19 protein-coding genes and 2 tRNA genes are annotated in these 18157 nt (G+C 67.2%); 10 read left to right on the top strand and 11 right to left on the bottom strand.

Annotated features, from left to right (window positions below; all coding sequences use genetic code 11):
* Positions 1–138 precede the first annotated feature (138 nt).
* From ABZT06_RS29545 to ABZT06_RS29530, 4 genes are all read right to left on the bottom strand, one after another.
* Positions 139–2370 carry a cell division protein FtsK gene (locus tag ABZT06_RS29545; protein ID WP_355747422.1) on the bottom strand — a complete coding sequence of 744 codons (2232 nt, stop codon included), beginning with the start codon at positions 2368–2370 and terminating at the stop codon, positions 139–141.
* A gap of 79 nt (positions 2371–2449) precedes the next feature.
* Positions 2450–3205: a phosphoadenosine phosphosulfate reductase gene (locus tag ABZT06_RS29540; protein WP_355747419.1), complete on the bottom strand. Its 756-nt coding sequence runs from the start codon at positions 3203–3205 to the stop codon at positions 2450–2452.
* Positions 3206–3273: 68 nt separating this feature from the next.
* Positions 3274–4134, bottom strand: a complete 861-nt coding sequence (locus tag ABZT06_RS29535) for a protein spdB (RefSeq protein WP_355747416.1) — start codon at positions 4132–4134, stop codon at positions 3274–3276.
* Positions 4131–4397 (bottom strand): DUF6284 family protein, encoded by a 267-nt coding sequence (locus ABZT06_RS29530; RefSeq protein ID WP_355747413.1) that lies wholly within the window; start codon positions 4395–4397, stop codon positions 4131–4133. Before ABZT06_RS29530 ends, ABZT06_RS29535 begins: the two co-directional genes overlap by 4 nt.
* Before the next feature lie 505 nt (positions 4398–4902).
* Between ABZT06_RS29530 and ABZT06_RS29525 the strand changes: the two genes are divergently transcribed.
* Both ABZT06_RS29525 and ABZT06_RS29520 read left to right on the top strand, forming a co-directional pair.
* Positions 4903–5661 carry an XRE family transcriptional regulator gene (locus ABZT06_RS29525; protein ID WP_355747410.1) on the top strand — a complete coding sequence of 253 codons (759 nt, stop codon included), beginning with the start codon at positions 4903–4905 and terminating at the stop codon, positions 5659–5661.
* A 2-nt stretch (positions 5662–5663) separates the two neighbouring features.
* A complete protein-coding gene (locus ABZT06_RS29520) occupies positions 5664–6137 on the top strand; it encodes an NUDIX domain-containing protein (RefSeq protein WP_355747407.1) in 474 nt (157 codons plus the stop codon).
* Here the strand turns inward: ABZT06_RS29520 and ABZT06_RS29515 are convergent.
* From ABZT06_RS29515 to ABZT06_RS29500, 4 genes are all read right to left on the bottom strand, one after another.
* On the bottom strand, positions 6125–6691 hold the full coding sequence (locus ABZT06_RS29515; protein ID WP_355747404.1) for an HD domain-containing protein: 567 nt from the start codon (positions 6689–6691) through the stop codon (positions 6125–6127). The two genes, ABZT06_RS29520 and ABZT06_RS29515, sit on opposite strands and share 13 nt — an antisense overlap.
* A gap of 1 nt (position 6692) precedes the next feature.
* A complete protein-coding gene (locus ABZT06_RS29510; protein ID WP_355747401.1) occupies positions 6693–7073 on the bottom strand; it encodes a GntR family transcriptional regulator in 381 nt (126 codons plus the stop codon).
* A gap of 291 nt (positions 7074–7364) precedes the next feature.
* A complete protein-coding gene (locus ABZT06_RS29505) occupies positions 7365–9530 on the bottom strand; it encodes a HEAT repeat domain-containing protein (protein ID WP_355747398.1) in 2166 nt (721 codons plus the stop codon).
* Between the two features lie 788 nt (positions 9531–10318).
* Positions 10319–10858 carry a hypothetical protein gene (locus tag ABZT06_RS29500; RefSeq protein WP_355747395.1) on the bottom strand — a complete coding sequence of 180 codons (540 nt, stop codon included), beginning with the start codon at positions 10856–10858 and terminating at the stop codon, positions 10319–10321.
* A 360-nt stretch (positions 10859–11218) separates the two neighbouring features.
* Here ABZT06_RS29500 and ABZT06_RS29495 point away from each other — a divergent pair, with 360 nt between their 5' ends.
* On the top strand, positions 11219–11431 hold the full coding sequence (locus tag ABZT06_RS29495) for a hypothetical protein (RefSeq protein WP_355747392.1): 213 nt from the start codon (positions 11219–11221) through the stop codon (positions 11429–11431).
* A 34-nt stretch (positions 11432–11465) separates the two neighbouring features.
* Here ABZT06_RS29495 and ABZT06_RS29490 read toward each other — a convergent pair whose 3' ends face one another.
* From ABZT06_RS29490 to ABZT06_RS29480, 3 genes are all read right to left on the bottom strand, one after another.
* Entirely contained in the window at positions 11466–11846 is a 381-nt protein-coding gene (locus ABZT06_RS29490; protein ID WP_355747389.1) for a nuclear transport factor 2 family protein, read from the bottom strand.
* Between the two features lie 2 nt (positions 11847–11848).
* Positions 11849–12505: an NAD(P)H-binding protein gene (locus tag ABZT06_RS29485; protein ID WP_355747386.1), complete on the bottom strand. Its 657-nt coding sequence runs from the start codon at positions 12503–12505 to the stop codon at positions 11849–11851.
* A gap of 115 nt (positions 12506–12620) precedes the next feature.
* Positions 12621–13901, bottom strand: a complete 1281-nt coding sequence (locus tag ABZT06_RS29480; protein WP_355747383.1) for an amidohydrolase family protein — start codon at positions 13899–13901, stop codon at positions 12621–12623.
* 255 nt (positions 13902–14156) lie between these two features.
* On the opposite strand from ABZT06_RS29480, the gene ABZT06_RS29475 reads away from it, so the two are divergent.
* The 7 genes from ABZT06_RS29475 (at position 14157) to ABZT06_RS29445 (ending at position 17827) form a co-directional block, all read left to right on the top strand.
* Positions 14157–14229: transfer RNA gene (locus ABZT06_RS29475), tRNA-Thr, on the top strand.
* 46 nt (positions 14230–14275) lie between these two features.
* A tRNA-Met gene (locus ABZT06_RS29470) sits at positions 14276–14348 on the top strand.
* An 88-nt stretch (positions 14349–14436) separates the two neighbouring features.
* Positions 14437–14601: a 50S ribosomal protein L33 gene (rpmG, locus tag ABZT06_RS29465; RefSeq protein ID WP_003948671.1), complete on the top strand. Its 165-nt coding sequence runs from the start codon at positions 14437–14439 to the stop codon at positions 14599–14601.
* Positions 14602–14713: 112 nt separating this feature from the next.
* Positions 14714–15166 (top strand): MaoC family dehydratase N-terminal domain-containing protein, encoded by a 453-nt coding sequence (locus ABZT06_RS29460; RefSeq protein WP_355747380.1) that lies wholly within the window; start codon positions 14714–14716, stop codon positions 15164–15166.
* An 8-nt stretch (positions 15167–15174) separates the two neighbouring features.
* Entirely contained in the window at positions 15175–15603 is a 429-nt protein-coding gene (locus ABZT06_RS29455) for a MaoC family dehydratase (RefSeq protein WP_355747377.1), read from the top strand.
* Positions 15604–15715: 112 nt separating this feature from the next.
* Positions 15716–16285 (top strand): TetR/AcrR family transcriptional regulator, encoded by a 570-nt coding sequence (locus ABZT06_RS29450; RefSeq protein ID WP_355747374.1) that lies wholly within the window; start codon positions 15716–15718, stop codon positions 16283–16285.
* Positions 16286–16372: 87 nt separating this feature from the next.
* Positions 16373–17827: an MFS transporter gene (locus ABZT06_RS29445; protein ID WP_355747371.1), complete on the top strand. Its 1455-nt coding sequence runs from the start codon at positions 16373–16375 to the stop codon at positions 17825–17827.
* The last annotated feature ends 330 nt before the right edge of the window (positions 17828–18157 follow it).

Here is an 18157-nt window from a genome sequence, read left to right as displayed (position 1 = left end):
GGGCCTCTCAGACGGGTTTTCGGGGGTTTCTGCAGGTCGGCCGCTAGCCACTAGCTACCTGATCAGAAGCGGTTTTGGTCGCTAGCAGGGTCGCTAACGCTAGCGACGGCTACCGCTAGCGTTAGCGACCCTTCGGGGCTATCCGGCGTCGCGCTTTTCGTTGCGCTGCGTAATCGCGGCGGCGAGGTCCTCGCGCTTGATGCCGCGCTTGTTGACCGTCTTGCCGTCGACGCGGCGGCCGATCTGCTCGGTGGCCACGCCGAACGGCTTGAGCGCTGCGGTGAGCGCTTCGGCCTTGGGCTTGGCGTCCAGTTCGGCCCACGGGCCGTAGACGTCGGGGCGTAGGTCGGCGAGGCGGTCGACGATGGTCTCGGACCACACCTTGGCCTCGCCCTTGCCCAGCACCTGAGCGACGTCGTCCAGGATCGTCGCGGATGCCTCCGGGGCCGGGGCCTCGCCGACCGCGTCGCCGGACAGCGTGCCCTCCGCCTCCCGCAGCGCGGCGGCACGGGTCAGGATGCGTTCCGCGTCGCGGCCGTCGGCGAGGTAGGTGCGCACGATCCCGGAGTCGTCCGACATGCCCTTGAGCAAGCCCACGCCCTTGTGGGACTTGAGCAGCTTGGACGCGTCCAGACCCTCGCTGTAGGACCCGGCACCGAGGATGACGTCGGAGACCTGGTAGGCGCCGACCCGCAGCGCGAACCGGGCCTGGTGCTGGTCACGCAGCTCGGAGGGGCACGCCTTGTCGTCCGGCTTCTGCGTCGACGTCATCACGCTCACGCCGACGGCCGGGGCAACCCGGGCGAGGTAGACCATGAGCGACAGGATCTCCTTGCCGTGCTCGGGGTGGGTCAGGTACTCCTGCACCTCGTCCACCACGAACAGCGTGAGCGGCATGTTCAGCTTCTTGTCCCGGCTGATCTCCGGGGTGAGCTTGCCCTCCGGGCAGACGTGCAGCGGCAGTTCGGACAGCCGGTGGTAGCGGTCTTCGACGTCCGCCTTGAGTTCCCGCAGCGAGGTCAGCAGGTGCTGCACCGGGTCGAACCCGTTCTTGGGCACGATGCCGAACCCGATGCGGTGCGCGACCAGCGCGAACTTGCGCCAGTCCGGGGATGCCTTTCCGTCGAACACGTACAGGCGCACGTACGGGTCCAGCGCGGCGGCGAGAGCGATCGTGCGGGCAGAGAACGTCTTGCCCTGCCTGGGCACGGCACCGACCAGCAACGACAGCCACAACATCGTGGCCATGACCGGGTTGCCCCGCTCGTCGACACCCCACGGGAACGGCTTCCAGAAGTCCACCCGGGTCGCCCCCAACAGCGGCGACTTGCCCGACGGGACGGCGAGCGGGTCACGGTCGGCGATCCAGTACGACACCCGCCGACCGCTCGTCTCGTCCTTGTCCAGGAAGAGCTGAGTCGGGGCGATGTCCATACCGGAGGCGAGCCGGGCGTGAGCCTTCACCGCGTCCTCGAACGTCTTGCCGTACGGCAGATCCACCACCACGCGCCAGCCGTCGCCGTCCCGGCCGATCGGCCGCGGGAACGCGATCGTCTGATCCTTGGTGGTCAGCCCGGACGCCTCATGGGCGCGGATGACGATGTCACTGGACAGCCGCCGCTTGCGGAACGTCACCTTGGCCATGTCGATCAGCGGCCGATCGGCCGGCGCCCCGACCGCCCCAAGCGTGGTCGTCAGCGTCGCCATGGCCAGCAACAGCAGCCAGGACGGAGCCATGACGTACAGGGTCAGCGCGGCGGCGAGGCCGATCAGAGAGGCAATCGCGGCGACGATGCCCCGCAGGCGGACGCGGTCGTTGCGCTGCCGCGACAGCTTCAGGTACTCCGCCGCGTCCTCGTTCGCCACCGACGCCAGGCGCAGGGCCTTGCCTTCCGCGTCGAAGACCCACCGGCCGAGGGCAGTTGACCAACGCCACGCCCCGCGCGGCGAGTAGAACAGGATCTTCGGGGTGTAGATGCAGGGCAGGCGAACGGCGTGGTAGCCGATCACAGCCGAGTAGTGGCGAACGGCCCACTTGCGTACGGCCGTTCGCTGGTCGGGGAGTTTCACCCAGTCGGGCAGGACCGGCAGGCGGGCCTTGTCCTTGGCCTCCATCCATTCCGCGACCGAGGGCGGGTAGACCTCGCGCGGCGGGTCGACTGGGGCCCCGTCGGTCAGTCCTTCGGCCTCGGGGTCGTCGGTGTCGGGGAGTTCGGCCTCCCACTCGCCCGGCTTCACCACGCCCTCGCCGGTGGGCGCGGGCGAGTCGGCGGGGGTGGTCTTCTTCAGCGGGAACGGCAGCACTTCAGCCGTCGGCGCTTCGGTGCCTTCCAGGTCCTCGGGGGGCGGGAAGGCGGTAGTTTCCGTCACGATGTTCGCACTCCTTCGGGAGTTGAAGGGTCCGGCCGTCTTGCTGTGGAAGGTGGGCGGCCGGGCCCGGCATGGGTGATCAGGTCATGCACCATCCGGAGTCACATCCGGAGTCCCACTCGTCGAACGGCAGCGTGTCCACGCCGTCCGGGATGGCCTTGCGTAAGGGCCGGTTGAACCGGGTCAGCCAGACGTGGTCTTTGCCGAGTTCGTCGCGGCGGCGGTTGAGGAGTTCTTCGAGCTGGCACGCCTTCTCGAACAGCTCGGGTTCGTCGCGGCGCATGTCGTGCCAGGTCTCGGGTCGGTGAAACGGGCAGAACCAGCACGACGACTTCGGCGGCACCGGCAACCCGGCCTCGCGGATGATGCGGGCGCAGTCGATACGGCGGATTCCGCGCTCCAGCAGCGGATACTCGATCCGTTCATGCGGCTCACAGCGCTGCTTGTTCGCCCGGTGGATCTCATCCAGGCTGATGCCGATACCCACCGTGGCGGGCGCGTCCTTCGTCGCCCCGCGGCGTTTGAGTTCGTCGCCGACGACCTTGATTTTGAACTGGGCGGTGCACGAGCGGGTGCCGGGGGCCCCGTTCGACATCCGCACCGGGATCTTCAGCGAGCGTGAGCCCTCGCGGGTGAGATCCTGATACAGCGTGCGGATCTCCCCCGAGCGCTTCATCACCCGATCCAAGACGACCAGCTCAAGGCCGTGCGCTTCGGCGTAGGGGATGGCGTACTGGTGCAGGTAGGCGAGCGTTCCGGGGTGTTCGGAGTCGTCGCCCACGTTGGCCATCAGGAACGTGCGGTAGTCCAGTTCTCCCGTGGCCGCGAGGACCATCGCGGCCATCGACTGCACACCGCCGCCGAAGCTGAAGGACTTCACCGCATCCGTGGTGGGTGTGGTCATCACGCGACCCGCTTCCAGGCGGCCCGCAGCCGGACCTCGGAGGCGGAATGGCCGGCCTGGCGAAACCGGGCCGCCATCTCGCGGTACGACAGGGCAGGCGTCTCACTGTGCGTGATCTCGTCGACCAGCGCGTCAAGCGCCGCGTCGGTAAGCGCGGGCCCCGACTCCAGAGAGAGCGCGGAGACCGGTTCGGTGGGCCCCCACACGGGGAGTTCCCAGCGGGGCGTGACGTCGGCTGTGACGCGGCTCGTCACGCTGGTCAGGGCCCTGCCGGTGTCCTCGCCTTGCCGTGTCTCTTCCAGCGTCGACCACGCGCGGGAGAGGGTTTTTGCGGTCTTGGCCTGGACGCGTGCGACGCGGGCACCTGCCTGCGTCACGGCCGTCAGCCGGGTCGCCTCGGTGGCGGCCTCGGAGCGCAGCCGGGCCCGCGCCACGGCCGCCTCATCCCGCGCTTCCTGCTGAATGCCCCGGATCGCATCCAGGGCTGCGGTGGTGAGGGCAGTGCGCTCCCACAGCCCATGGACCAACCACAGCGCTTTCGCCGCGATCGGCAGCCACGCTACGGCCAACCATGCGCCGGCCGACTGTTCGGCGGTCAGCGCGTGGGCGACCAGGACACCGGCCGCGATCAGACCGAAGAACCAGCCGACGCCGGTGACGACGCGGCTGTGGTCGCCCTGCGCGGCGAGGCGGCGTTCGTAGGCGAGGGTGGCGAGCCATCCCCCGTCGATGCCGAGTCCGACGACCAGGGCGACGGGCCACGGCACGGCCGTGCCCAGCCACATCATGACCACGGCCAGGGTGAGGACCATGGATACGGCCGTCATCGCGACGGCGGGCAGTACGGTCTTGGTTTTCACGCCGCGCCTCCAGCGGTGGCGGTGGCGCCCTGGTTGGCGAGTGTGCGCCGCTCGGCCAGCACTCGACGGCGGGCACGGCGGATGCGGCGGGTGTCCAGCTCGTTCGGCGTGCGGTCGAGGGTGATGATCTGTGCGTCCAGCAGGTCGACGTCCGCCAAGATCAGCGGAATCTCCTGCTCGATCGCGTCCAGTTCCGCATTCGTCGGCTCGATGAAGTCGGCGAACGCGGTAACAGCGTCCTGAACAGTGACGATGTGGTCCATTGGGTCGTGTTCTCCCTTGCAGGTGGAACGGCCCGAACTGCGGCCCCGGAGTTGCACCTCCGGGGCCGCGCCGTTGAAGTCGGAACATCCGGCTCCCCTCAGCGCTGCTCGTGCGAGACGAGCAGCGGAGGCAACCGGCCGCGGTCGAGCCGCAGTGGGTCAAGATGCGCTGTTCCGCGCACGGGACAGAGTCCGTACGCGCCCGCCCGCTTACTGCGAGGTGGGGCGGGATTCCTTCAGCACACTGTTGAGTTCTCAAAGAGCTGTCGCTTCCTTCGAGCCCGTTTCACGGAGCCCTCCGGGCGTTCATGCAGTACCTGTTTTACAGGTACTGCATAGGGGTCCGTCAAGTACAGCGACGGAACCTCTTGGTTTTGCGTCGGGACTTCTTGGCGCACAATCAGAATCGCCCCAGGTCAGGGGAGTTGGTTACCCCCTGCATGGACAGCTCCCGATCAGCTGGCTACCGTCAAGAGCTCCCTAGATGTCCCACGAAGGGGTTCAGATGCCCAACGAGCGGTTGCGGTCGGCTCTGTTAGCCCGTGGCATGACCGTTCAGAGCCTCGCGGAAGAGATCAAGGTCAACCCGAAGACCGTGGAGCGCTGGATCACGCAGGGCAAGGTGCCGTACCGGCGCCACCAGTACGCCACGGCAGCGGCACTCAAGGTGGACGTGACGACACTGTGGGAGGACTCCCGAACTCAGGAGTCCTCAACTGACCTGAGTAAGGCGGAGATCGTGACCGCCTATCCTCATCGGCACGTTGTGCCGTCAAGTCTCTGGCGTGAGATGTGCGAGCGAGCTACGGAGTGCATCGACATCCTCGTGTACGCCGGCATCTACCTGGCGGAAGACCCTCTCTTCTTCTCGACGCTGAAGGAGAAGGCTGAGAGCGGTGTCCGCATACGAGTCCTCATGGGCGACCCCGAGTGCGAAGCCGTCATCCGGCGCGGCATCGACGAAGGGCATCGCATCATGGATGGCAAGATCCGCAACGCGCTCGTCAACTACCGTCCGCTGTTCACCAGCCATCCTGAGATTGCCTTCCGCCTGCACGACACGGTGCTCTACAACTCGATCTACCGCGCTGATGACGAGATGTTGGCCAACACGCACGTGTACGGCATCGGCGCCTACATGGCGCCCGTGTTCCACCTGCGGCAGCTTCCCGGGGGCGGCCTGTTCGACACCTTTGCCAATAGCGTTCAGCAGACCTGGGAAGGCGCCAGGCCAGTAACCGAACACGACGTCACGGGAGCTTGAGCATGGGACGCATCGACTACTTGCACGACCCCGACGCCCCGCCTGCCAACTCGGTCGTGCCCTCGGTTGTGGCGTTCGTCCAGAACGATGCAGGGCAGGTGCTCGTGATTCAGCGGTCCGACAACGGGCGTTGGGCACTCCCTGGCGGTGGCCACGACGTGGGGGAGTCCATCAGCGACACGGTGGTCCGAGAAGTCTGGGAAGAGACTGGCATCAAGGCCGAAGTCGTCGACATGTCCGGGATCTACACGGACCCCGGTCACGTGATGCAGTACGACGACGGCGAAGTGCGCCAACAGTTCAGCATCTGTTTCCGGGCGCGGCCGGTCGGCGGCGAGGTTCGTACGAGCAACGAGACGACACAGGTCCGCTGGGTCGACCCAGCGGACCTGTCCGAGTTGGATATCCACCCCACGATGCGGCTCCGGATTGAGCACGCGATGGACCCGACGCGGCCGACTCCCTACATCGGCTGACGCTTGGCGGCGGCGACGCGTTCGAGCACCCGGAACGTGCACGCAAGAATCTCCGGCTCAGCGCGACGGATGAACTTCCCAATCAAGCTGTCCGGCCCGTAGCGGCCGGCGATCTCGTTGACCCGGTCGACGGGGTTCGTCGGCGTTCCGTCCGGTGTGGTGTTCATGTCGCAGTAGCAGAGCGCGTCGTTTAGGTGCGCGCTCTCGCGCGGGAACTCGCCCTCCAGCTCCTCACGCAGGCCCCGAGCGTCTGCTTCCATCCACGAACAAGAGTGGTGGGCAACCAGGTTCACGACTCGTTCGTCGGCCTGCGCCACGTCACGGAGATAGCGGGCACCATCGAGCGGGTGAAACCCCGTCTTCGCGAGGTCCGGCGAGTAGCCGATGTCATGCAGGACGGCCGCAGCCTCCAGCAATTCGGCATCCTCCCCGAGGACCAGCGCGATGGTCCGCGCCCGCTCGGCGACGCCCAATGAATGCTGCCACCGCCTCGGCAGTGGCTCGGCGAGCAGGGACTCAGCGAGGGGGTAGGCCCACTCCGTCAGCTCCGACAAGCTACGAACGCTCCTCTCGAATCGGCACGGCGCGGACCGTCCGCACCTTGCCCTGTCCTTCACTCGCCAGCACGCCGGCGGCCTCCAGCTTGTCCAGCGCCTTGGTCACGGTGGGGCGGGAGACCCCGAACCTGCCCATCAGGTCGGATGCGCTCAGGAAGGCTGCACCCACCTCGAACCCCTCGGCGGGGATGAGGTCGGCGATGCGCTCGTCCAGCGGCCGTCGGTCGACGTCCTCACCTTCACGTACGACGCGCCACCGGCCGCCCCGTGCGGGCTCGGCGACACCGTCCGTCTGCAACGCCTTGAACGCGCGAAGCACCACCCCGCGCGAGACGTTGTGATCCCGCATGAGGTCGGCGGCAGGTGGAAGGTGCGTCATCTGCGGGTTTGCCTTGATCTGAGTCTTCACCACTTCCGCGACCTGCAAGTACGTGTCTCGCGGACTGGCCTGCGGCACGTGGCCTCCCCTTCATCGTTCCTCGGGCTTCTGCCCAATCGTGGCATGCCGCTTGGTGGCGCCCGTAGGTCTCTCCTCGCGGCACTGGAATCCGCTCGACCCTGACTCTGGACTCATCGCGTTAGCGGCGGTGAGGTTCTGCTCCGTCGCGGTGCTCACGAGGCATCCCCGGGCAAGCTCGTAACGCAGAGGGGCAACGAGCAGGAGGATGCGTTAGTACCGCCGCTTGTGTAGTTTGTGTTTATCGATACGGATGACGCGGGCGGTAGAATGCTCGATCCATGAGCTTTGCGTGGAAGCAATAATGACCTGATTTCCTTGACTTGCGAGCTCATTCAGCTTCTCGCGCATGATCTTATGCACTGCGGGGGAATAGAGAGCTGCGGGTTCATCGAAAAGAAAAAGCTGGTTCGATCCCTGTCTGCTTCGCATAAGGGCGGACCAATTCTCCGACCAATGTTCGATGCCGGACGCTTTCGACTTTCCCCTATTGTGCCTGAAATAATAGTCGGTCAAATAATGTGCGCATTCTATTGGGCGCTGCTCGTTCCAGGCCACCTTAAGCGCTCTTGCTAGGCTTCGACTCAAGTCGGATGGGTTGCGGAATTCTGACGCATCTGTCGTTCGGTGGGGTGACAGTTGCATCAGTGTGTGCAGCAAAACTGTTTTCCCGGCGCCGTTATCGCCTATCAGCACCGTGATTCCCGCGTCGAAGGCTATACCTCGATGCAGCCTGTCAAGCAAGGGAATGGGTGCAGGTAGGTCATGGTCGCTAGGAAGCCGTACGGCGAGAAGGATATTAGCGTTGAGCCCTATTTTTTGCGGAGTGTCGTCATGACGCCCGGCCTGTGTAACAATCGTTTGCTGTGCCGCCCAGCGCACGCTTGGTGAAGCGTCGCTACTCAGTGTTTGAAGCGCGGCATCGGCGATGGCGTCGTTTAGCCACACGTCAGCTAGACTCTCCGCGACGGCCATCCGCACGTATACGTCGGCGTCGTAGATGAAGGCGGTAAGGGCGTCGCGGACTGTTGGGTCGCCTGCCCAGCCTTCTGCCAGCCCCAGTACCGCATTCTCCCGGACGCTCCCATCGTTGTCGCGAGCTAAGGCGGTAAGGGCGTCGCGGGCTATGGGGTCGCCTGCCCAGCCTTCTGCCAGCCCCAGTACCGCATTCTCCCGGACGCTCGCATCGTTGTCGCGAGCTAGGGCGGTAAGGGCGTCGCGGGCTATGGGGTCGCCAGACCAGCCTTCTGCCAAGCTCCAAGCTGTGATGCGCCGAATTTCGGACTTTTCGTCACGCGCTAGGCGGACCAGTGTGTCGCGAGTTTTGCGGTGATGGGGCCATTGCTCGAGGAGAGTACGTAGGGCTGTGCGGCGGGTTCCCTCATCCGTCAGCCGAGTGGCTGCCACCAGGATATTCAGCTCGTCATCCAGATTCAGTGGCGTATCAGCCGCAATTGAATGCTGAAGTTCAATTACGGCTTGCTCCTCCGCGTCGTTATACTTTTCTACTTTTCCTAGCGCGGCGCCAATGTCCATGAGCGTGGACTTGGTTCGGAGGTCTTCCGGTAGGGGGATTCGGGGCAAGGCTAGCTCGGTGGAGAGTGGGGGAGCGTCTGATACCTCGGCGTGAAAAGTTAAACGCTGCAAGTTCTCATGTGCTTGGTCCCAGAGCGTTTCCAATAATTGTCGTCGCTCGTTGGCTCGGTCAAACTGTGCTTCTGCTGTCGCCTTGTATGACTTGGCTTGGATTCGCTGTCGTTTTGCTAGGGCCTGTACTTCTGATTCTTTGGCAGTGTGCAGGCCTATCTCTGCGGCTGATCCTGTGATGATATCTCGCAAAGCGTTGATGATTCGCAATAGCGTTTCCATCACTCTCTGCGTATCGCTAAGTGCCCAGCGCAACCTGTCTTCAGTTCGGTGAGCTCGTTCAAGCTCAAGTTGGATCTGGAGAGTGGCAACAACTATTTCAGTGGATTCCTGCGAAGTAGGGGTGGAAGTTTGTGAGCGGCGCTGGCGGTGATTTCGGCGTTCAAGTGCTAGCAATTCGTCTGCTCGCCGGTGCAGTTCGTGGTGAAGTTCGGGGCGTATGCCGGCGGCTTGACTGGTTATACCGAGGAAAATCGTCAAAAATCTTCTGGAGGGAAGTGATGCGGAGCCCTTATAGAGTCGATCAAGATGCGATTTAGAGAAACTCATTTCACTTATTGGATCGCTTGGCGCATCCGCTCCGTCTTCGATGCGCAATGCCTCTTCGTTCGCGAGTTTTTGGAAGCGCTCCGCGATGTCACGTGCGCTTAGGCCAGCCCTAGTGGCCTGAGATAGCAGAAATTGTCCGAGCGAGGCCTCCGGTTGGCGTTCGCTCTCTGCTGCTCCTCGCACGCCTTCTTCCTCCGATGCTGTGTCCCTGGGGTGTCCCAGGGGCGCCCCTGGGACACCCCAGGGACACAGTTCTTCGTACCAGTTCAAGGGCCTGAAGCTCCGTGCCTCGCACTGAGTTGCCCCTGGTTGTCCCCATGTCGCTTGGGGGCGCGGCACCCCGGCCACATTGTCTCGTCTGCGGCTGGTGGGAACCACGGTTTGCCGCAACTAGACGAAGAAGGGCAATGATCCACATGCGCGTAAGCGGCTTTTCTCGATCGCTCCTCGCCACTTGCTCACACCAGGTGGTCGACATTCACGACATTTTGCTTGCTTCTGTTCCAGAGTTCGTTGGTGGACTCTTGACCGCCCTTGTTGCTGGCGCGGCGGCTTGGATCATCCGGAAGCGCCGCAAGCGCTGCGCTGATGGTCAGGAGTGCGGCTGACATATGAGAGAAGCGGTGCTGGTTTCGAAGCGTGAGTACCGCTGCATGTGCCCGCACCACCCCAACTCACCCTTGGTGCCGTGCAGTCCCGCAGCGCCTGAACCTTGGTAAGGGGGAGGAGCGGGGCTCAGCCTCCCCCACACGTCCCCCGGCGCTGGCGAGCACAGGTGGAACGCCAGGTCACAGGCGATGAACGGAGCCCGCTGTAAATCTGCCGGCTCAGCCTTCCCAGGTTCGAATCCTGGCGCCGCCACGCTGAGAAAGAGACCCCCTCCGAACTGCGGAAACGCAGAGCGGAGGGGGTCTCTTCGTGCTCCGGGGGCGGAGTGCTCGGTGGAGCAGGGTGATGTCTCTCACCGGAGGTCAGGACACGTGTTCGTGTTCCTCCTGCAGTGCTGCGTGCATGTAGCGGTAGCGGTCCAGGGCCTGGCGTCGCATCCAGACGACCCAGCAGCAGAGGCCGACCATGGCGACAGCGAAGACGATCGGGAAGCCCAGTGATCCGTTGATCGCCCCCAAAACGAGCAGGGCGGCCGCGATCAGCCCCATGAAGGCCAGCCAGTACGGCACCCACCGGCCCCTGCCCTCCAGCCAGCCCAGTTGATCGTCGACCAGGCGTCGCATGGACGCCCGTTCCGCGGGCTCGCTCGGCACCTCGCGATGGCGGATCCTGCGGCTGAGTTCGGCGAGACCGCGCGGGTCGGTTCCTGCCGCGCGGCTCGCCCGGCGGCGCTGCACCACCAGGACCGTGACGCTGATGGCGGCGTAGAAGGCTCCCTGGATCACCCACAGGACCGGGTGCCTGCCCTGACGGAACAGGGCGGTGACCCCCACACCCAGCAGAAAGATCACGACCGCCTGGGCGGTCAGACTGCGGTCGAGCCAGCGCTTGAAGGAGCGCACGGCACGTACCTCCTCGGAATCGGCAAGTACCGCTGTCGCTTCCGAATACCCTTGCAACTGGGCATCGAGTCAACTCCCGTTGGAGAGAGAGGACTCCGGTCACCTCATTTCGCGGGTGCCGCCCCAACCACCCACCGGCCCATACCAGTTCGAGCGTCACCTCGTTCACGCCCACGCCGGGAAACGTCACCTCAGCCGCTCATGACCGTGGCGATCACACGGCAGCCCCACCCACCAGCGCACCCGACACACCGCCCGCCCTCGAACTTCCCAGCCCCGCCCCTTCCCCGCGCGCTCCGATCGGCCCAGCCACGGCCTCCCGCACGCACGAATTCCGCCCGCCCGGGGCACACTGACTGCATGTCCAGTCGTCGCAGGCTCTGCCCGGAATGCCGTCGCGAGATCGCCGTCGTCGCCGGCCGCTTCGCCCGGCACGACCCGCCCGGCGCACGCGAGAGAGGTCAGCTCGTCTCGTGCCCGGGTTCCCGCAGACAGGCGGAACTCGGAGCGGCCCAGCCGTCGTTGGACGGGTACGCACTCCCCGTCGTACCCGGCCAGCTGCCCCTCTTCTGACGCGCCGGGGCCGGGGGCCGGGGCGCGCCGTCGCCTACGGACCCGCCCGCACATCCATCCGTGCGACCAGCCCGTCCTCCCCGAACCGATACACGTGCTCGACCGTCTCCCCGGCCCACCGCTCGCCCGACGCGTCCAGCGCCCCGAGCCGTACGGTGACCGCCACCACCTCGGCGGACCCGTCCGACCGCAGCCCCTCCAGCCGTACGAGGGGATGCCCCGCCGCGAACTGCCGTGCCCAGTACGCGCGTACCGCCTCACGTCCGTGCAGCCGGCCGCCGTCCAGCATGTTCGGCCAGTCCACGTCCGGGGCCAGACAGCGCGGTACGAAGGCGTCGCGCTCGTCCGTCGCGAAGACCTCGTACATCCGGCGCAGCAGGGCCTCCTGCGCCCCCGGCACCCCCTCGGTGGCCATCCTCAGTTGCCCGCCACGGACTTCACCGCCACCGACACCGGCGTGGAACCGCTCACCAGCTCCAGCGTCAGCCCGGCCGTCGCGGGGGTGTCCAGCAACTCCGCCAGTACGGCGGCCACGTCGTCGCGCGGGATCGGGCCACGGCCGGTGTGCGCCTCCAGGCGGACCAGGCCCTTGCCCGCGTCGTCCGTGAGCGCGCCGGGCCGCAGAACCGTCGAGTCCAGGGCGTCCAGGCCACTCACATAAGCGTCTGCCTCGCCCTTGGCGCGCAGGTACACGTCGAAGATCTCGTCACCCTCGTGCCGCGGGTCCGCGCCCATGGAGGACACGATCACGAAGCGCCGTACGCCCGCCCGGACCGCCGCGTCCGCGAACAACACCGCTGCGGCCTTGTCGACGGTGTCCTTGCGGGCCGCGCCGCTGCCAGGGCCCGCACCCGCCGCGAAGACCGCCGCGTCCGCGCCCCGCAGAGCCGCCGCGACCTCCTCGACCGAGGCCGACTCCAGGTCCAGCAGGACCGGTTCGGCACCGGCGTCCCGGAGGTCGTCCCCCTGCTCCGGGCGGCGGATGATCCCCGCGACCTCGTCCCCGCGCGCGGCGAGCAGTCGCTCCAGCCGCAGCGCGATCTGACCATGACCACCAGCGATGACAATGCGCATGCCTCCGACCGTACGCCGGAACACCCTTGAACGTCGCGTCAGGGGAGCGCGCAGGGAGCACAGGGGACACAAGCCCCCTACGGCACCGCGCCCCTACGGCTACGGCACCCCGCCCCTATGACACCTCCCCCCGTCCCTGCCGAGGGAGCCCCAACTCCGCGGTCGCCGCCGAGTCGCAGTACTCACGCACCGCGCTCGTCCGTGCCACCACGCGCCCCCCGTGCACCACGATCCGGCTGTACGCCAGGGAGAGCGCGCCGGCCAGGCGGTGGCCGCGTACCGCGAGCAACTCGGCCGGGAAACCCGCCTCCACGCGGACCTCGGGCAACCCGAGGACGGCTCGCGCCGACGTGCTCACCGCGTCGTAGGCGTCCTCCGGCCGGAGCGCGTACCGGGAGGCGAGCAGGTAGGCGGCCTCCAGCGGGTCCCCGCGGCCCACGGGGTTGGAGGCGTCCCGCAGCGCGCCGCTGCCGGCGGCCACCTGGACCCCGGCCGCGCGCAACAGCCGTACCGGAGCCGTGCCCCGCCGGTCCACGCCCGCGCAGCCGCCCTGCGGCAGGCACACCACGGCGACTCCGGCCGCCGCGAGCTGGTCGGCGGTGCGAGCGACGACCTCCGCCGGAAGCCGCTCCAGGCCCGCGCAGGGGCCGAGGGTCACGCCGGGCCGCAGCCCCCCGGCCATGGCGGCGAGACGGGCGAGCCGGGCCGGGTCGGTGGCGTCGGTGTGCAGGTCGACGGGGCAGCCGTGCTCCGAAGCGACTTCCAGGACGGCCTCCGCATAGCCGGTCGGGTCCGGGTCGGCATCCGGACAGCCGCCCACCACCGTGGCACCCATCTCCAGCGCGTCCCGCAACATGGCGAGCCCCTCCGACCCGGCCACCCCGGTCAGCACCCTGGGCATCGCCACGGCCGTCAGCTCGGTGAGCCCGCGCAGCGAGCGCCGCGCCTGGAGTACGGCGGCCAGCGCGCCCAGCCCCTGCACATCACCCACGCGCACGTGTGCCCTGAGCGCGGTCGCCCCGTGTCCCAGCTGCAGCAGAGCCGCCTCCGTGGCCCGGCGCTGGACGTCCTGGGGGTCGGGGGAGACCGGCCCCTCGGCGTCGGCCGACAGCGCGGTGTCACCGTGGGTGTGCGGCTCGGCCGGGGCCGGCAGGAGCAGATAGCCGCTGAGATCCACGAGATCCGTACGCGCTCCGCACGCGCGCGTACTGCCCCCCGCCAGACTCCCGGCCGTACCGACCGCCTCGATGCGCCCGCCGCCCAGCCGTACGTCCACGGTCCTGCCGTCGGTGAGCCGCGCCCCGCACAACAGCAGACCGGCTCCCTCGGACCGGCCCGACCAGGCGGCACCTGACGAGGACGAGGAGTGGGGCGGCTGCGGCTGGCTGTCGGGCATCGCGCTCCAGGGGCTCGGGGGTGCGGGGCCCGGAGCCGCCGGAACCGCGCAAGGGACGCAAGATCACGCAGAGTGAGTCGAGCCTAGGGCGGTGATCCGCTCGTCCCGGGGAGGAGCGCAATAGTCGTACCGGTGTGGTCCGCCGTACGGAAGAGGCCGCTGAGGCCTCCGGGAAGCCCGTGGATCAAGGCATGCGAGGCGCCGCGAAACGGATTTGGGCGAACGGCGGCGGAGCGTGTAATGTCTTCATCGCTCGCCCCAATAGCTCAGTCGGTAGAGCGTCTCCATGGTAAGGAGAAGGTCTACGGTTCGATTCCGTATTGGGGCTCTGGTGTGAAAGGTTCCCGTCGCGAGGCGGGAACCGATCACATCACAGCGGTGTAGCTCAGTCGGTAGAGCAAGCGGCTCATAATCGCTGTGTCACCGGTTCAAGTCCGGTCACCGCTACAGACAGTAGCCGATTGTGGGGTCGGTCCTTCGATCGGCTACTCTTCTATGCGTTAATCGTCCCATCCGTTCGTCAAGGAGCACTCCTGTGGCTGCCACCGACGTCCGCCCGAAGATCACGCTGGCCTGCGTGGAGTGCAAGGAGCGGAACTACATCACCAAGAAGAACCGGCGTAACAACCCGGACCGACTGGAGATGAAGAAGCACTGCCCGCGTTGCAATGCGCACACCGCGCACCGCGAAACGCGATAAATCAGGCTCGTACACGAGGCCGTCCCCGAGAGATCGGGGGCGGCCTCGCGTCGTTGAGAGACCCGATACCGGTCAGTAAGACAGCGCAGAGCAACCAGGAGGTGCCGAGGCCATGGCGCTCGACCAGTCCTTCGTGGGGCGGACCTACCCGCCCACCGAGCCCTATGAGGTGGGCCGGGAGAAGATCCGCGAGTTCGCCGTGGCCGTGGGGGACACCAACCCCGCGTACACGGACCCGGAGGCCGCCAAGGCGCTCGGCCACCCCGACGTGGTCGCCCCGCCGACCTTCGTGTTCTCGATCACTTTCAAGGCCGCGGGACAGGTCGTGCAGGACCCGCAGCTCGGCCTGGACTACAGCCGCGTGGTGCACGGCGACCAGAAGTTCGCCTACGTCCGCCCCGTGCGCGCCGGCGACCGTCTGACCGTCACCTCCACCATCGAGGCGATCAAGTCCATGGCGGGCAACGACATCCTGGACATCCGCGGCGAGGTCCACGACGAGGCCGGCGAGCACGTCGTGACCGCCTGGACCAAGCTCGTCGCGCGCGCGGCCGAGGGGGCGTGAGGAAGAACATGACGGCGAAGATCGCATACGGCGACGTCGAGGTCGGCACCGAGCTGCCGGCCGGGACCTTCACCGTGACCCGCGCCACCCTCGTCCAGTACGCGGGCGCCTCCGGGGACTTCAACCCCATCCACTGGAACGAGAAGTTCGCCAAGGAGGTGGGCCTCCCGGACGTCATCGCGCACGGCATGTTCACCATGGCCGAGGCGATCCGCGTGGTCACCGACTGGACCGGCGACCCGGGCGCGGTCGTCGAGTACGGCGTCCGCTTCACCAAGCCCGTCGTCGTCCCGAACGACGACCAGGGCGCCACGATCGAGGTCAGCGCCAAGGTCGCCGCCAAGCTCGACGACAACACGGTCCGCGTGGACCTCACGGCGACCAGTGGCGGACAGAAGGTGCTCGGGATGTCGCGGGCGGTCGTACGACTGGCCTGAGAGCCGGACACGACTGTCGGGGTAAGGGGCGTCCTCCATGGTGCGGCGCCCCTTACCGCGTCCTGGAACTCCGCCTCTTGCAAAGTTAGTGATTGAGTACTAACTTAGTCGCATGGTCAGGATGAGCGCAGAAGAGAGGCGTGAGAGCGTCATTCGCGCGGCGACGATCGAGTTCGCCCGCGGCGGCTACCACGGGACGTCGACCGAGGCGATCGCCAAGCGGGTCGGGGTGTCGCAGCCGTATCTCTTCCGGCTCTTCCCGGGCAAGAAGGCGATCTTCCTGGCCACGGCGGAGCGCTGTGTGCAGGACACCATCCGCACCTTCGAGGAAGCCTCCAGGGGGCTGCAGGGGGAGGAGTCCCTGCATGCCATGGCGGACGCGTACACCAAGGTCATCGCGGAGCAGCCCGAGATGCTGATGATGCAGATGCAGATGTACGTCGCGGTGGGCGCCGCCGAGCAGGAGGGTGACCACGAGTTCGGCGAGGCTGTCCGGGCCGGCTGGATGCGGCTGTGGGACACCGTCCACCTGCCGCTGGGCGCCGACGCCAACGAGACGACGACCTTCCTGGCGTACGGAATGCTCATCAACTGCCTGGTGGCGATGGGCTTCCCGCCCGGACACCGGGTCTGGGAGGGGATGTACCCGTCGGCACGGTTCAAGGGCCGGCTGGAGCACTGAGCCGGGCGGGGCGTTTTCGGTGCCTTTTCCTGCTCAAGAAACTTAGTAATCAATAACTAATCAGTGATCACACCCGCTGGGGGAGCGATGTCAGAGCAAGCGCAAGCCGCACCGACCGAACGTCGCGGGGGAGCCGTCTGGGCCCTCGTCATCACCAGCGTCGCCGGATTCATGGCGGCCCTCGACAACCTCGTCGTCACCACCGCCCTGCCCTCCATCCGCGAGGACCTCGGCGGAGCACTGCACGACCTCGAATGGACCGTCAGCGCCTACACGCTCACCTTCGCCGTACTGCTGATGACCGGCGCGGCACTCGGTGACCGCTTCGGCCGCCGCCGCCTCTTCCTGGCCGGCCTCACGGTCTTCACCGGCGCGTCAGCGGCCGCGGCCCTGGCTCCCGGCATCGACTCCCTCATCGCGGCCCGTGCGATCCAGGGCGTGGGAGCGGCGATCATGATGCCCCTCACGCTCACCCTCCTCACGGCGGCCGTGCCCGCCGCCAGGCGCGGAATGGCGTACGGCATCTGGGGCGCCGTCAACGGGCTCGCGGTCGCCTCCGGACCGCTGATCGGCGGCAGCCTCACCGAACACATCTCCTGGCAGTGGATCTTCTGGCTGAACGTCCCGCTCGGCGTCGCCCTGCTGCCCCTGGCCCGCCTGCGCCTCGCCGAGTCCCACGGCACCGGCGCGCGCCTCGACATACCCGGCACGCTGCTCGCCAGCGGCGGTCTCTTCGGCATCGTCTACGGCCTGGTCCGCGGGCCGTCCGACGGCTGGACCGACGCCGTGGTCCTCTTGGCCCTGTTCGCGGGGGCCGCGCTGCTCGCCGCCTTCGTCATCTACAGCACGCGGGCCAAGAACCCGATGCTTCCCATGCGGCTGTTCCGCTCCCGGGCGTTCTCCGGGATCAACGCAGCCAGCCTCCTGATGTTCCTCGGGATGTTCGGCTCGATCTTCCTGCTCAGCCAGTACATGCAGGGTGTGCTCGGCTACTCGCCCACCGAGGCGGGGCTCCGGATGCTGCCGTGGACCGGCATGCCGATGCTCGTCGCGCCGATCGCCGGGATCCTCTCCGACCGCGTCGGGGGCCGGCCGGTGGTGGCCACGGGGCTCTTCTTCCAGGCGGCGGGTCTCGCGTACATGGCGTCCGTGGTCACGGTCGACGCGTCCTACGGCGCGCAGCTTCCCGGTCTCATCCTCAGCGGTATCGGCATGGCGCTGTTCTTCGCTCCCGCCTCCAATCTGGTCATGTCGAGTGTGCTGCCGAAGGAGCAGGGCATCGCGTCCGGGGCCAACAACGCGCTGCGTGAGGTGGGCGGGGCGCTGGGAATCGCCGTCATGGCGTCGATCTTCTCCTCGCAGGGCGGCTACGAGAGCGGGCAGTCCTTCGTCGACGGCCTGCAGCCGGCGCTGGTCACGGGGGCGGGTGTGGTGGCGCTCGCCGGGGTTGCGGCTCTGCTGATTCCCTCGGGGAAGAGGGTTGTGGCACAGGGGGCGCACGAGGGGGAGCGGGCGCGGGAGCTGGAGGTCGTGTCCGGCTGAGGTCGCGCGTGGACGGTCCCGCCCGGGGAGGGTGGGGCCGTTTTCGCGTGGGGGGCGCCTAGGGGGGGGTGTCAGGTTGGGTTGTGGGGTGGGTGCGGGTGCGTTGTGGCTGGTCGCGCAGTTCCTCGCGGGCAGCTGCGCTGGGCTTGTGTGGGGCGCCTATGGAAGTGCCGGGTCGGGTTGTCGGGCGGGTGCGGGTCGGTGGGGGCTGGTCGCGCAGTTCCCCGCGCCCCTGGGGGGGGTGCCTCTATGTCTTTCGTCAAGCGAGGTGTGGGGTTCTGGGCTCGTAGAAGGTCCCGTCGCGGAGCATCGCGAACAGGACGTTGGTCC

The sequence above is a fragment of the Streptomyces sp. NPDC005483 genome (genome assembly GCF_040606035.1).
Classification (GTDB): Bacteria; Actinomycetota; Actinomycetes; order Streptomycetales; family Streptomycetaceae; genus Streptomyces.
This window is presented reverse-complemented; position numbering and strand designations above follow the sequence as displayed.

Bases quoted from the DNA above. Each gene is read 5' to 3' on its own strand.
- ABZT06_RS29540 (WP_355747419.1), bottom strand. From the start codon at position 3,205: ATGGTCCTCGCGGCCACGGGAGAACTGGACTACCGCACGTTCCTGATG.
- ABZT06_RS29510 (WP_355747401.1), bottom strand. From the start codon at position 7,073: ATGACGCACCTTCCACCTGCCGCCGACCTCATGCGGGATCACAACGTC.
- ABZT06_RS29490 (WP_355747389.1), bottom strand. From the start codon at position 11,846: ATGGCCACCGAGGGGGTGCCGGGGGCGCAGGAGGCCCTGCTGCGCCGG.
- ABZT06_RS29445 (WP_355747371.1), top strand. From the start codon at position 16,373: ATGTCAGAGCAAGCGCAAGCCGCACCGACCGAACGTCGCGGGGGAGCC.
- ABZT06_RS29525 (WP_355747410.1), top strand. From the start codon at position 4,903: ATGCCCAACGAGCGGTTGCGGTCGGCTCTGTTAGCCCGTGGCATGACC.
- ABZT06_RS29480 (WP_355747383.1), bottom strand. From the start codon at position 13,901: ATGCCCGACAGCCAGCCGCAGCCGCCCCACTCCTCGTCCTCGTCAGGT.
- ABZT06_RS29520 (WP_355747407.1), top strand. From the start codon at position 5,664: ATGGGACGCATCGACTACTTGCACGACCCCGACGCCCCGCCTGCCAAC.
- ABZT06_RS29455 (WP_355747377.1), top strand. From the start codon at position 15,175: ATGACGGCGAAGATCGCATACGGCGACGTCGAGGTCGGCACCGAGCTG.
- ABZT06_RS29485 (WP_355747386.1), bottom strand. From the start codon at position 12,505: ATGCGCATTGTCATCGCTGGTGGTCATGGTCAGATCGCGCTGCGGCTG.
- ABZT06_RS29495 (WP_355747392.1), top strand. From the start codon at position 11,219: ATGTCCAGTCGTCGCAGGCTCTGCCCGGAATGCCGTCGCGAGATCGCC.
- ABZT06_RS29450 (WP_355747374.1), top strand. From the start codon at position 15,716: ATGGTCAGGATGAGCGCAGAAGAGAGGCGTGAGAGCGTCATTCGCGCG.
- ABZT06_RS29460 (WP_355747380.1), top strand. From the start codon at position 14,714: ATGGCGCTCGACCAGTCCTTCGTGGGGCGGACCTACCCGCCCACCGAG.
- ABZT06_RS29530 (WP_355747413.1), bottom strand. From the start codon at position 4,397: ATGGACCACATCGTCACTGTTCAGGACGCTGTTACCGCGTTCGCCGAC.